The 13,838-nt window shown below is 49.1% G+C and carries 10 protein-coding genes; 8 read left to right on the top strand and 2 right to left on the bottom strand.

Annotation, left to right across the window (positions count from 1 at the left end):
- The first annotated feature begins 13 nt into the window (after positions 1-13).
- A complete protein-coding gene (locus MHI43_RS17445; protein ID WP_036660675.1) occupies positions 14-1,465 on the top strand; it encodes an extracellular solute-binding protein in 1,452 nt (483 codons plus the stop codon).
- A gap of 139 nt (positions 1,466-1,604) precedes the next feature.
- Here MHI43_RS17445 and MHI43_RS17440 read toward each other — a convergent pair whose 3' ends face one another.
- The gene (locus tag MHI43_RS17440; RefSeq protein ID WP_036660674.1) at positions 1,605-2,513 is read right to left on the bottom strand and encodes a YafY family protein; all 909 of its coding nucleotides are present in this window, start codon (positions 2,511-2,513) and stop codon (positions 1,605-1,607) included.
- A 98-nt stretch (positions 2,514-2,611) separates the two neighbouring features.
- Here MHI43_RS17440 and MHI43_RS17435 point away from each other — a divergent pair, with 98 nt between their 5' ends.
- Both MHI43_RS17435 and MHI43_RS17430 read left to right on the top strand, forming a co-directional pair.
- Positions 2,612-3,076 (top strand): VOC family protein, encoded by a 465-nt coding sequence (locus MHI43_RS17435; protein WP_036660672.1) that lies wholly within the window; start codon positions 2,612-2,614, stop codon positions 3,074-3,076.
- Positions 3,077-3,154: 78 nt separating this feature from the next.
- Entirely contained in the window at positions 3,155-3,724 is a 570-nt protein-coding gene (locus tag MHI43_RS17430; RefSeq protein ID WP_036660671.1) for a YdeI/OmpD-associated family protein, read from the top strand.
- A gap of 74 nt (positions 3,725-3,798) precedes the next feature.
- On the opposite strand, the gene MHI43_RS17425 is transcribed toward MHI43_RS17430, so the two are convergent.
- Positions 3,799-4,311, bottom strand: a complete 513-nt coding sequence (locus tag MHI43_RS17425) for an SMI1/KNR4 family protein (protein WP_015735641.1) — start codon at positions 4,309-4,311, stop codon at positions 3,799-3,801.
- A gap of 168 nt (positions 4,312-4,479) precedes the next feature.
- On the opposite strand from MHI43_RS17425, the gene MHI43_RS17420 reads away from it, so the two are divergent.
- From MHI43_RS17420 to MHI43_RS17400, 5 genes are all read left to right on the top strand, one after another.
- On the top strand, positions 4,480-5,310 hold the full coding sequence (locus tag MHI43_RS17420) for an isocitrate lyase/phosphoenolpyruvate mutase family protein (RefSeq protein ID WP_036660670.1): 831 nt from the start codon (positions 4,480-4,482) through the stop codon (positions 5,308-5,310).
- Positions 5,311-5,749: 439 nt separating this feature from the next.
- Positions 5,750-8,707, top strand: a complete 2,958-nt coding sequence (locus MHI43_RS17415) for a family 16 glycoside hydrolase (RefSeq protein ID WP_341283143.1) — start codon at positions 5,750-5,752, stop codon at positions 8,705-8,707.
- A gap of 180 nt (positions 8,708-8,887) precedes the next feature.
- A complete protein-coding gene (locus MHI43_RS17410; RefSeq protein ID WP_235201655.1) occupies positions 8,888-10,651 on the top strand; it encodes a sensor histidine kinase in 1,764 nt (587 codons plus the stop codon).
- Entirely contained in the window at positions 10,638-12,263 is a 1,626-nt protein-coding gene (locus MHI43_RS17405; RefSeq protein ID WP_036660668.1) for a helix-turn-helix domain-containing protein, read from the top strand. Before MHI43_RS17410 ends, MHI43_RS17405 begins: the two co-directional genes overlap by 14 nt.
- 130 nt (positions 12,264-12,393) lie before the next feature.
- The gene (locus MHI43_RS17400; RefSeq protein WP_036660667.1) at positions 12,394-13,797 is read left to right on the top strand and encodes a sugar ABC transporter substrate-binding protein; all 1,404 of its coding nucleotides are present in this window, start codon (positions 12,394-12,396) and stop codon (positions 13,795-13,797) included.
- The last annotated feature ends 41 nt before the right edge of the window (positions 13,798-13,838 follow it).

Here is a 13,838-nt window from a genome sequence, read left to right as displayed (position 1 = left end):
GGAGCGGTATATATTGTTGCGTAGAAGAAATGAATTTCATGAGCGTTATGAACGCTTTGTCCAGGAATTGAGGAATGAAATCGTTGCCGGTGTTCTTCAGCCGGGTGAATTTATTTTGCCGGAAAACACGCTTAGCCAAAAATACGAAATGAGCCGGGTATCGATCCGGAAGGCGCTGGATGAGCTGGTGAACGAAGGATTGATCGAGAAAATCGCGGGCAAGGGCAACCGGGTGAAAGTGCCGGATGAGGACAGAACGCCTGTCGTGCTGAGACTCGCATGGTTCTCTTCTTCCTATGAGATTCCGATAATCGAAAAAATGATCGAGGCGTTCGAGCGGAAGCATCCGTTCGTTCAGGTGGAGATGGTGCTGTATTCCGAGGATTTCTACACCGAAACCATCATCCGGTCCATTGAGGACGGTCAAGGGCCTGATCTGTTTATCATGTCGGATCAGCATTTCCGGGAATGGACCGAAAGCGGGCGCACGAATCTGCTGACAGGGTATGTTCCACCCCGTCTGATGGAGAAAGGGGTCAGCTATCCGCGGGTCTTCGAGCTGTTCAATCATGAAGGCGGCATGCTCGCGGCGCCGTTCGTGTTCTCTCCGGTAGTCATATGTTATAACCGTTCGATCTTCCGTCAGCACGGCCTGTCTCACCCCGTCAGTCTTGTCGACTGGCAGCAGCTGCTGGAGGTGGCCAAAGCCAGCACCTCGGCCCCGAACGAAGACGGAATGACCGATCATTACGGGTTCTGCTTCTCTTCGTCCCCCAACCGCTGGCCGGTCTTCCTGCTTCAAAATGACGGCAGCATCATGGCTGCAGACCGCAGCCGGAGCACGATGGCGGACGAACGAAACATCGAAGCGCTGGAGTTTTGCGTATCGCTGATGTACAAGGAGCATGTGTCGCCGATCTTTTCCCATGGCAGCAGCCATTTAGCCGAAAGCCTGTTTATGAAAGAACGGGTTGCGATGATCATGTCCACGTATTATTTCATGAATGAATTCCGCGACCATTCCATCGACTGGGATGTGATGACCTTGCCGAAAGGGAGCAAACCCGCCACTATACTGCTAGGCGGGGGGCTGTCGATCAACGCTGCGAGCAGTCATCGGAATATCGCCGAAAAACTCGTGGATTTTATGACGGGCGAGGAAGCACAGAAACTGCTAAAACAGTACGGTTGCACCATTCCGGTGTTGCGGTCTGTAGCCGAGGATGACAGCCTGCTGAATCCGGACATTCATCCGCAGCACTATAACCGTTATCTCGAGGTGCTGCCGCATGCTTATCCGCTGCATATCCTTAACATGAACCAATCTGAGATATTGACGCTGCTGGATGAACTGAATCTGCTGTGGGCTGGCATGGAAACCCCGGCGGATACCTGCACCCGGATCGAGCAACTCTTCAACTCCCGGCTGGGCTTGAAGGACGCCGGTACCGGGATGGAGAAATGACGATTCGGTAAAAAAGAGCACCTTCAGGAGAACGAAGCCATGTCGTAAGATATGGAGACGGTCTTGAAGGTGTTTTTGTGTTGGCAGCAAATATGCATATCTGTTAGAAGTTGCCGACATGTTCATTTGAAAGGACCTTTTAAGAATATTTATCGACCATTTTAAGTAAATAATTGCGAAATTCCTCTACGTATGATTTCGGTTCTACGATTTCTAGATTTGTACCGAAACTTGCTAAAAACTGAAATCCAATAGGGTTCCGAGGAATTTGGATGGTAGCCAGGAAATATTCAGAACTATGACTTTCAATACTCTTTCGACCGTACCTTTCAATAAACTGATCTTTTATGCCGGGCGCAATCAACGCTTTAATGGCGACTAATTGCGGCTGATAACTGGCTGCGTCTTGTTCTAATGCATAATCTCTCGGGTTAAAGGTTTCTTCATTCATATTGAGATTATCGATCCTGGATAATTTAAATGTTCTATAGCTCTGGCGATGTAAACAGAATCCCTTCAAATACCAACTGGTTTCGCTAAAATGAAGCTGATACGGCTCGACGATTCGATTCGTTATCATGCCATTTTTATCTATATAATCAAATGAAATTAACTTTTTCCCTATGATCGATTCTTGGCATGTCTTCAAGGTTTGAAGAATATCGGACCGACCCTCCCAATCATAAAATGATAGACGGACTGAACCTTTCAGTGACATGGGGTGAACCATGGCCTCCATTTTTTTAATCGTGATTTCAACTTCCTCGCTAATTAGAATTTGTTCCAATCCGCCGAGCGCAGTCAATATATTTTCTAAGTCGGAGCTGTTTAAAAGTCGCTTATCCACCTTGTATTCATCCATAATACCGTATCCGCCATGAATTCCATGAACAGAATAGATGGGGATATTGGATAAGCTCAGTGTTTCCATATCGCGAAGAATCGTTCTTTTGGAAACGTTGAATAATTGTGCGAATTCTTTTGTTGAAACGATATTTTTTTTCAGCAATATCATGATAATGGATATTAATCTCTCAACCTTCTCCATAACAGCCCCTCTTTTGGTACAAATTTTTAAATGGTGACATGCGTCTGTCACCACTAATAAATTATACTTCATCTATCAAAAGAAGGAGGTACAACTTTATGTCAGCTATTGCATATTTGAACTTTGATGGGGTCGCCGGAGAAGCGATTGAATTTTATTCGGAGGCTCTACTGGCGAACGAGGTAAAAAAAGTGAAATTTAAGGATTTTCCGCAGGATCCAAACTATCCATTGCCAGATAATGAACTCAATATGATCATGGAATCCTCGGTAGAATTTGCAGGCGGGAAAATCATGATGTCGGATATTTTGCCCTCCATGAAGGCGGTAACGGGTGAGTTGGTGAAAGGAAACAACATGCTTATTAGTCTAATCATGGAGGATAAACAAGCATTGGAAAAATACTTTAACCAATTGTCTGTTGGCGGCCATGTTGTGATGCCATTATCCAATACTCCTTGGTCTTCGTGTTTTGGAATGCTGGTTGATAAATTCGGAGTTGCCTGGAAATTTAATCGTGACGCAGATCGCTTCCTGGATAAAGTCATTTCAAACAAACAGTAACGCATTCAAAACATGGCCTACCAATGAAAGGCCATGTTTTGATATTCTCATTAGAAAGGAGGAGGATGGGTTATAGCTATGAAAATTGAACATGTGGTTCCAGCAAAATCGAGAGAGGATCTAAGGATTTGGCTGCAGAACCATGGCACGGCCGAGAAGTCTTGCTGGGTCTTGGTTAGTATGACGCCAACCCCTGATATGTTGTTATATTTGGACGTCGTTGAGGAAGCTTTATGCTTTGGATGGATTGATGGCATGAAAAAGAAAATGTCCGAAACCGAGCTGGCCCAGAGACTGTCTCCTAGAAGTAGAAAAAGCTCATGGACCGAATTGAATAAAGAACGTGTCCGCCGCCTCGAAAAGTTGGGCTTCATGAGTGACGAAGGCAGAAGGGTTCATCCTGACATGGATCCCGGTTCTTTCAGAATAGATGGGGTCATAGAACAAAGGCTAAAAGAGGAAAAGCAAGTATTTGAGAATTTCATGGCATTTCCTGATCTTTATAAAAGAGTTCGGATCGACACGATACAAAGCTATAAGAATCAGCCGGAATTATTCAAGAGCAGATTAGACAAATTCATATCCAACACAAGAGAAAACAAAATGTACAGTCAATGGAACGATCATGGCCGTCTACTTGAATATTAATACTCCCTGGGTCGAAGGCCAACAACCTTAGTCTGGTTGAGTACCGAACTAAGGTTGTATGCATTGCCTTTTTATCACTGGAACTCTATAGAGTTCGACATAATCAATTCCAAAAACTCTTCAAGATTATGTGCCGCTTGTTCAACTTCTTCAAATTCAGGTTCATATCCGCGCACGATAGCACCAATGTCATTGGTTAAATCAATCGCATAGAAGGAATACCCTCCATCAACTGACATCACGATCGGCAGGTAAGAATCCCACCACGCAGTTATTTCTGATTTCCATAGTTCATCGTCCCTTGCTGCCTCCAAACTGAGCATTTCAAATTCATTCCATTTAAATTCAGCCTCGGAGCGATTATTGTATTCATCCTCGCATAGAAACCAGGTCTTCTCATCAGGTGTGATGCATCGTTTTACAACACTTAAAAATTCCAAATAATCATTAGGGATTTCCTTATATCTTGATAACAAGCTGCCAGCTAAATGTAATTGATGATCCTCATTCTTAGTTATCGTCCAACCGTTTTCTTCAGCCCAAATCATAAATTCATTTATTTTGTCATTCAGGGTCTCTTCTCCCACCGTATTCACTCCAATTTCTTATAGGCTCTGATTATTATTCTAGTCAGACAGTTCCATATCCTTCTGGAACTCAATGTGCATTCCATATTTCGATAGGTATCGAATAGTACTCGGTTTATACTATATACAAAAGTACGCCAGTCGATAATAGATGGGGAGAGGTATAGTATGGACATGATAAAACAGCTTGAAAAGCTTACCGCCTTTAAAAAGCTTCACTCTAATTTCTTTATTTTGCCCAATGCATGGGATGCTGCAAGCGCGAAAACTTTCGAGAAGTGCGGCTTCAAGGCCATTGGCACGACAAGTGCCGGCATAGCGGTTTCCCATGGGTATGCGGATCGGAATATGCCCTTCGATAGGATGCTGGATACGGTCCGCAGGATCGTGCAAACCGTGGATATCCCGGTTACCGTGGATATGGAAGACAGGTATGGACAGATGCCTGATGAAGTCGCAGAATCGGTTAAGCAGGTGATCAAGGCAGGCGCGACTGGGATTAACATAGAAGACAGCAGCATGGATCGACAAGCGCCGCTGCATGATATTTTGCTCCAGCAAAACAAATTAGCCGTGATCCGAAGGCTGGGGAATGCCATGGGGTATCCTCTCTTCATCAATGCACGGATCGATGCTTACTGGATCAAGTCTATGCCGTCTGCTGGGAGGCTTGAAGAGACGATCAAGCGGGCCCATGCCTACCAGGAAGCCGGGGCAGATTGTATTTTTGTCCCCGGAATCCAGGAAATCTCCGACATCCAAACACTGCGCCATGAAATAAGCTGTCCGATCAATGTATTGGCCGGACCGGGAATACCTTCCGCAAAGGAGCTTGAAGCGCTAGGGATCCAGCGTATCAGCACCGGCTCAGGTCCTTTTCGCGCCGCAATATCGCTGCTGCATCGCATGGGCCATGAAATATTGGAGGAGGGAACTTTTGAGCACATGACTTCGGGAGTCCTTTCTTACGACGATTTATCGGAAAAGCAGTCTTGGTAGCAATCAACGGAGATAGCGCCTGCGTAGATCTTCATTGCAGCTTTGCTATGGCTGCCGGTGGAACGGCAGGCGATCGAGAACAGTTAAAATGTATCCCTGGAGAGTGGGCTTGCCCCACTCCTTTTTTTATGGGCAGGGATTATAATCCATCGTGACAGTGAAAAGTTTGGATGGAGGGGGGAGTGAACGTCAGAAAGCGGGCTGCCTGCTTCCGATAAATGTTAGCGCCTTCACAAAAAAACAAGCAAGAATACAACCGGGAGAACGGAAGCTGCAGTGCCTTATTATCGTGTGGCAGATGAATAATCTTGAGGAGGTATTTATGCTTACCATTACAAGAAAAGCAGTTAGTCTGTTGGTCGTGCTTGCCGTAATGATCACAGGATTCTCACCCCGAACTGCGGATGCTTTAGAAATCGATAGGTATTCAATTTCTTCAATGGATATGACGGATGCCGCTGATCCGGCATCTTTGGCACAGACCGCCGCTGCTCCGGCCACGATACAAAATTACCCGATGCCATCCATCTATACCGCATCCAGCGTGTTTTCGTTGAAAGCGAATAACGAAGCGATTCCTGTTATCAGTTATCTGGCTGATTATGATTATGCGCAATTTTCCTTTTCCGGCACGGTCCGTATCGAAGTTACCAACAATGTGCCGATTACATCATACTCCATCAGTCCTCAGGCTAAAAATATCGAAGGCACGGTCAACGGGAACAAGCTAACGTTCTATCTTTCATCCTCAACCTATGTCATCGTGAAAATCAATGACCAGAGGAAGAAGATTGTTATCGCAGCAGATCCCTTGGAGACGGATATTCCCCCGTCCACAGGTGCCGGGATTTATAATGTGACGCAGTCGCCTTACCATGCGGATAACACGGGTACATCGCTGGCATCGGGTCCGATTCAGCAGGCGATCGATGACGCCCATCAAGCCGGCGGCGGCGTTGTATTCATTCCGGCCGGTGTTTATAAGAGCGGGAACCTGACATTAAAAAGCAACGTAACCCTTTACCTGGCCGGCGGCGCCGTCATTGTCGGCACGGGCAAGGGGGAAGACTACGTGATTGATTTTCGCAAGGATTCACGAAACGCGGATGGAACGTATTTTATTCGTACTGCCGTAGATTCCACCAATATTACGATACGGGGACGGGGAACCATTGATGGAAAAGGCATTGCGATGCGAGAGCGAAGGATGCCGGCGCCGAATAAGAATGAAGGGTTCCTCAATAACCTGCTCGTTCCGATCGCAACATCCAATTTTACTTTTGACGGCCTAATATTGCGGGATGGCGGTTTCTGGTCGTTCATGGTGGTACGTTCCGACAATGTGACCATAAACAATCTTAAGGGATTCCAGGATTTATACAAAATCGAGAATGACGTTATCGATATCAATGAGAGTCAGAACGTGCTTGTTCAGCATTCGATTGCCATCTCGGATGATGACACGTATTCCACTAAAACCTGGCTGCAGACGGGGATGTCCAAAGACTGGCCGGGCGAGCTTGAACATTTGGAGAATGTGGTCTTTGATGACGCTTTTGCATGGACAAGATGCGCGGCTTTCAAGATTGGCATGGGTGTAGCCCAGCCGCAAATCGGCGTAACCATCCGAAATTCGTATGTCTATCAAAGCGCCCGAGCATTGCTTATTGATCATGGATACCAACTGAATACACTCCCGGAGGAAGGTTACGCCCAAAATATCACCTTTGAAAATATCGACATCGAACGCGTCGGCATCAATCAATTCGGGAACTATTGGCTTGGAGTGTCCACCAGCACTTCCGGCGATGTAAGCAATGTTGTAGTCAAGAACATCCATGTTCGCGAGACCGGCACCCAGAAATCCAGAATTTCCGGGAATGCCACGAAAGGCGGAAGGGTTAACGGCGTCACGTTCACGGATGTTTATGTTGGAGGCAAGCTTGCAGCAACCCTGGACGACTTGAATGTTACCGTCAATAACAATGTATATGGTATCGTTTTTGCCAATTCCAAACCTCCGCTATTCAGCGACAATTTCGAAGACGGAAATACGGCGGGTTGGACGTCGATGTCCGGCGGTTGGATCGTCCCGAAAGTCGGCACGAATCACGTGCTGTCCAGCGGGAATCAGACAACCACCTCCCTGATTACCGCTAATAGCGGGGGTTCATGGACGGATTACGTTTATGAAGCCAGATTAAGAATGCCCATCACCAATGCCAACGCGGGCATGGTCTTCAGGGTGCAGGATGCAAACAATTATTATATGTATCGCATTCATTCATCGAATCAACAGCTGGAGTTGTTCAAATCCGTGAATGGACAGCTGACGCTTGTAAACAGTATGCCGTTCACGGCCATTGAGAAACAGTGGTATAAGGTTAAGGCGGTTATACAAGGGAACACGATTTCCTGTTACGTGGATGGAGAATTAAAGATGGAATGGACCAATCCTGTAACCGAATTGACGGCTGGGGGGATCGGATTCCGGACCACCTCGGCGGGCGTCCATTTTGACGATGCCGTGGTTAGTCTCCTCAATAAAGCGCCTGAGGAGATTGCCCTTTCACACAACAGTGTTGTTGAAAACACGACGGCGGGAGGAATGGTCGGAACCTTTTCCACCAGCGACCCTGATGCGGAAGAAACATTTTCTTATATGCTGATAGCGGGGGCAGGGGATGTGGACAACGGCAGCTTCACCATTTCGGACAATAAGTTGTTCCTAGCCGTAACGCCTGATTACGAAGCCAAGGATAGCTACAGCATCCGGGTGAGGAGTACAGACTCAGGCGGACTGTATGTTGAGAAGACCTTTACGATCCATGTCACGGACGTGAATGAACCTCCCGTGAATCCGGATCCTACGGTCATTGTATTCAGCGACGATTTCGAAGATGGAAATGCCGGAGGATGGACGTCTGCTTCAGGTTCTTGGGATGTAACAACGGACGGCACAAAAGCCTTGATTCAGAATCAAGCTGCCACTGCAGTCATTGCTGCCGGCGATTCGTGGACGGATTATACGTATGAGGCCAAGGCGAAAATGCCCATCACCAATGCCAACGCAGGCATTCTCTTCAGGGTACAGGATGCGGGTAATTTCTATATGTTCCGAATCCATTCCGCAGCCCAAAAGCTGGAGTTGTACAAATCCGTGGACAACGTCATGACCCTTGTATCCAGTACCCCGTTTACAGCTCAGGCGAACCAGTGGTATACGATGAAGGCTTCTATTGAAGGGAACACCATAAAAGGTTATGTGGATGGAGAATTAAAAGTGGAATGGACCAATCCCGAGACGGAACTGACAGCAGGAAAAATAGGATTTCGGACCACTTCGGCAGGCGTAGCTTTTGATGATGCTGTGGTACTGGCACCTGATTCGATCTAACTTGAAGGCATCCCGTACCGTGTCAATAAAAGCCGATCCACAGGTCGGTCAGCGTTAATGGGATCATACGAAGGAGCTGCCCCTAACGCCATGATTGGCTGCCAGGGACAGCTTCGTTTTTTTGCATTGTCGAACAGGGGATGCAGTGACATAATCAAAGGAAGAAATTTAACGGAAGGCGTGAAAAGCTTGGACTACCTCCGCAGGCAATCGTTCCGCAACAAACTCAAGGTCGCTTTTCTGGCTGTCATCGTGCTTTCTGTCCTGATGACCGGAGGGTTGTCTTATTATATCTCGGCTGCCACGCTGGAAAAGAATGCGCTGAAGCTCACGCAGGATACGGTGGTCAGATCCGCGCAGATCGTCGATGAGAAGCTGAACAAACTGATGCTGATTATGATGACGTTTATGATCAGCCAGCCTTTCTACGACATGCTGAAGGATGCCGCCTCCGGGGATGCCAGCAGATATTACACGCATCTGAACGATCTTGATAACGTTTTCTCGCAGGCGCGGATCGCCGAACCGCTGATCCAATCGATCTACGTATTTACGCCGATTGGCGAATTTTATCCTTCGTCCATGAACCGCAATCGGCTCACCGCATTCGAGGATACCGTTCTGTATGCGCGCATCGAACAGGAGAAAAAGAACCTGTGGGTGGAGGGTCATGAGGATATGCTCTTCTCCGGCAAGGAACGCGTCATTTCGCTTATTCTGGAGCCGATCTTTGACACCCCGGTCAGTGGTGTTTATATTGTCGTGAATATCCGTGAGGACGGCTTCCGCAAGCTGGTCCAGGGGAACACCGCGGAAGGGGCGTCCAGCTTCTTGCTGAACGCTGATGGAGAGACGGTTTACCCCGTGAAGGAACCGCTGGTCAGGCAGGCGGTGGAGACGGGAGATTTGAGTGGCATGATGAACCGCTCGGAGGGAAGTCAGCCTTTTGATCTGGACGGCCAAACCTATCTGCTTAATTATGCCCGCCTCGGCATAGCGGATTGGACGATGACCACCATCCGTTCCCGGGCCGACGTGCTCCAGGACATGGTGTATGTCAAATGGCTGATTGCCGGGGTTACGCTGGCTGTTTTTACCGTCACCACGTTAATTTCAGGGGCATTTTCACGCTATTTGCTAAAGCCGCTGCAAGGGCTGCTGAAGGTGATGAAGCGGGTCGAGAACAACGATCTGACCGCCCGTTTTGAGAGCGGCAGCGGAGATGAGCTGGCTCAGGTGGGATTTCGGTTTAACCGGATGCTGGAACAGATTGTGGTGTTGATTGATGAGGTAACGGAAGCCCAGACGCATAAGCGAACTGCAGAGATCAAGGCGCTGTCGGCGCAAATGGACCCGCATTTTCTGTACAACACGCTCAATACCATCTACTGGAAATTGAAATTGAAGCAGATCGAACCGTCGCAGCAAATGGTCATGTCGCTCTCCCGCCTGTTCCAACTCGGGCTGAACAATGGTCAGGAAATTACGACAATGTCGAAAGAGCTGGAGCATGTGCGCCAGTATTTGGAACTGCAGTTAAGCTGCTATGAAGACTTATTCTCTTATGAGATCCATGTACGCGAACCGGAGGTGTCATCGATTTCGATTCCACGCATCATTTTGCAGCCGCTGGTCGAGAACAGCATTTTGCACGGTTTTCGCGACCTGAAGAACGGCGGCCTAATCGAAATCGAAATTAGCGGGGATGAGAAACGCTGGACGATTGCCGTACGCGATAACGGCAGGGGCATGGATGAGGCCCAAGTGCGCGCACTCTTTTGGCTGGAATCGAAGAAGGGATATGCGGTGTCCAACTTGATCCGGCGGCTCCGGCTCTATTATGGGGACGGTGCGGAATTTCGCGTAGACAGTGCGCCGGAACGCGGAACCGAAATACGGATTTCTTTACCCAAGAAAGGGGAGCATTTGGATGAGCAATCCTGAAGCGATCAGTCTTTGCATTATCGACGATATTAAGAGCGTGGTGGACGGGTTGACCGCCATGAACTGGGAAGAGCAAGGGATTCGGGTCGCAGGTGTATCGAGCAATGGAGAAGAGGGGCTGAAGCTGATCAGCGGGTTGTGTCCGGATCTGGTTATTACCGATATCCGGATGCCGATCATGGACGGGTTGAGCATGCTGCGTTTGGTTCTGGAAGAGAATCCCAGCTGCAAGGTCATTCTGATCAGCGGCTATGCCGACTTTGAATATGCGCAGCAGGCGGTGCAGCTGGGGGCGTTTGATTTTGTGGTGAAGCCCTTCACAGAAGAAGATATGATGTCGGCTGTGCTGCGAGCCAAAGCAGAGGTTATGGAAGAGAGGTCCAAACGGATAAGTTTGAGGGAAATGGAGAACAAGCTTCGCGAGAGCATGCCGGCGCTGCGGCAGGAATACTTTGGGCTGCTCGTAAGTCACCGCACATCATGGGAAGAGGCCTCGGAACGGTGGGATTTTCTGAATATTGAATTGGAGCCGCGCGGCTTCGTCGTGATGCTGATTGAAATTGATCGTTTCCGGGAGCAAGTTGCCGAGCAGTCCGTGAAGGAGATGGAGCTGATCCGGTTCTCGCTGTTGAATATTATGCAGGAGACGCTTGCCCATTATGCGCACAGCGTTCTTTTCCGTGCCCGTCATGATCAGTACCTGGCCGTACTGAACGATTCAGGACCGTCCAGTCCGATCGAAATTGCCGAGCAGTGCTGCCGGAATATTGAACGATACACCAAGTTTACGATCTCGGTCGGGGTCGGCGGCAGAGTGGAGGAGATTAGCGGGCTCCCGGATTCTTATCGCCAGGCTCATCGGGCGCTCTCCCATCACTTATTCACTGAAGGCAATGCCGCCATTATGTATGACGATATCCATCAGAGCGGAAGCCAGGAGCCGTTGGCACTGGAGTACAAGGACGAGCTCCTGCTGGCCCTTCGTTCCGGGAATGCCGCCCGGACGGACGAGATTCTGTCCGCGATTTCGGAAGCGCTGCAGAAACGGATCTCGCGGCAAAGTCCGGATTATCTCCTCAGCCTGTACGATGAGCTGGCCGCTTCAGCGATCCGCACGCTTTACGAAATGGTTACCTATTCGGAGATACAGCCGATGATTCAGAAATTCAGAACGGTACAAGGGACGGCGGGGCTGCCGCTGGCCTCTTTGCAGCGTCAACTGCATGCCTTGTGCACGGAGGGAGCCGAGCTGGTTCGCCGAAACAGCTTATCCGAAGGGCAGAAGGTTATTTATAATGCCATAGGCTACATCAAGGGCCGCTTGTCCGAGGATATTACCGTTGGCGAATGCGCCGCGCATGTGCATCTAAGCGCCAGCTACTTTTCCAGCTTATTCAAGCAAGTGACCGGGATGACGGTCACGCAGTTTATCACCTCGGAACGCATTCACAAAGCGAGACTGCTGCTGGTGGAGGGAGCGCAGGTGCAGGAGGTGGCTGCGGCGGTAGGGTATGAAGAGCGCAGATATTTCAGCGAGATGTTCAAGAAGATCACCGGCCAGACACCGTCGGAATTCAGGGCGGGCTATCACATGGAGCGGCCGGAGGCTTGAGGTGCCTGCTGCAGGAGACCATAGAATTCTATCCCTTGAGAGTGAATTTGCCTCACTCCTTTTCCGAGAACGGGATTCTATAATAAAAAACGAGCTCACAATACAAACGTTAATCAAAGGGGTAGAATGTATGCGAAAAAAATGGTTAAGTCTCGGCTTGAGCCTCATTCTGGCAGCCGGAATCGCAGGCTGCGGCGGGAACGACAACAGCAGCAATGGCGGCACGACGAATGGCAAGTCTGACGGCGGAACGGCAGCACCATCAACCGAGACGGGCCAACCCGTACAGCTTAAATACTGGACTGACGACCGTCATGACCAGGAGTATATCAAGGAATTGATCAACAAGTTCAATGAAACTAACGGAGATAACATCCAGGTGGAACTTACGGTCATGTCCGAGAATTACGCGCAAAGCGTCGACATTGCCTTCTCCAGCAACCAGGCGCCGGATGTGCTGCGTCTCAAGAGCGCCAATACGTCCGGATTCGTCAAAAAAGGGTATCTCGCCCCAATTGACGAGTATCTGACCGATGACTTGAAAGCGAAGTTCGGCAGCCTGCTGATCGACGATGTCAACCGTTTTGACGGCAAGGTGTACTCGCTTGCCAATACCGGCCTCACCATGCGCCTGGTCTACAACAAGGATCTCTTTGCCAAAGCGGGCATTGAGAATCCTCCGAAATCGCTGCAGGAAATGGTGGAGGATGCCAAGAAAATTACCGAAGTCGGCAAGGCCGAGGGCATCTATGGTTTTGCGCTGAACTTCAAAAATCCGAAGCAAGCATTTGACCGTTCCGTACGGGAGATTCTATCCTTGAGCGGTCATCAGGGACTAGGGTTTGATCTGAAAACAGGCCAATTCGATTTCGAGCCTTACTCGCAGGTCATTGAATATTTCAAGCAAATGCATAAAGACGGAAGCATTCTGCCTGGCGCGGAAGCGCTGGACATCGACCCGCTGCGCGCCCAATTCGCCGCAGGCAAAATCGGTATGTATCTATCCTTCTCGACGGAGCCCGGCGTGTACATGGATCAATTCCCGACCGAAATCAACTGGGGGGGCGCGTTGGCTCCAACGCTGGACGGTCAGATCAAGGGAACTTCCGAAATCGTGTCCGCCGGAACGTGGCTCGGCATCAGCGCCCAATCGGCCAATAAGGAAGCGGCTTGGACATTCATGCAGTATATGTACGGCGATGAGGTTCTGAAGACCTATCACGAAAAAGGCTTCGGGATTGCCATTGTACCGAGCATTGTAGAACAGGCAAAAGATCCGGAGATGGGTGGCATGGAAGGCTTCCTTGTCGGGGAACACGACTCGCTCTGGCCTGCTTCGCCAAACGTTACTCCGGAGGGATCCACCTATGCGGACGCTTTCTTCAAATATATCCTTACCGATGAAGACCTGAAAGCGATTACGGAGGATTTAAACACAAGATACAACGCCGCATTGTCCAAAGCGGTGGAGAAAGGCGAGGTCACTGTAACGCCGAACCCTGCCTTTGATCCAACCAAACCACAGGGAGAATAACAGGCGAGGATGGGGCTGCCGCAAGCATTTTTGGCGGATGC

This window comes from Paenibacillus sp. FSL H8-0457 (assembly GCF_038051935.1).
Taxonomy (GTDB): Bacteria; Bacillota; Bacilli; order Paenibacillales; family Paenibacillaceae; genus Paenibacillus_AQ; species Paenibacillus_AQ lautus_A.
This window is presented reverse-complemented; position numbering and strand designations above follow the sequence as displayed.

What these genes read in the sequence shown, in the direction of transcription:
- MHI43_RS17440 (WP_036660674.1), bottom strand. Translation starts at nt 2,513, where the DNA reads ATGGAGAAGGTTGAGAGATTAATATCCATTATCATGATATTGCTGAAA.
- MHI43_RS17435 (WP_036660672.1), top strand. Translation starts at nt 2,612, where the DNA reads ATGTCAGCTATTGCATATTTGAACTTTGATGGGGTCGCCGGAGAAGCG.
- MHI43_RS17430 (WP_036660671.1), top strand. Translation starts at nt 3,155, where the DNA reads ATGAAAATTGAACATGTGGTTCCAGCAAAATCGAGAGAGGATCTAAGG.
- MHI43_RS17420 (WP_036660670.1), top strand. Translation starts at nt 4,480, where the DNA reads ATGGACATGATAAAACAGCTTGAAAAGCTTACCGCCTTTAAAAAGCTT.
- MHI43_RS17415 (WP_341283143.1), top strand. Translation starts at nt 5,750, where the DNA reads ATGGATATGACGGATGCCGCTGATCCGGCATCTTTGGCACAGACCGCC.
- MHI43_RS17405 (WP_036660668.1), top strand. Translation starts at nt 10,638, where the DNA reads ATGAGCAATCCTGAAGCGATCAGTCTTTGCATTATCGACGATATTAAG.
- MHI43_RS17400 (WP_036660667.1), top strand. Translation starts at nt 12,394, where the DNA reads ATGCGAAAAAAATGGTTAAGTCTCGGCTTGAGCCTCATTCTGGCAGCC.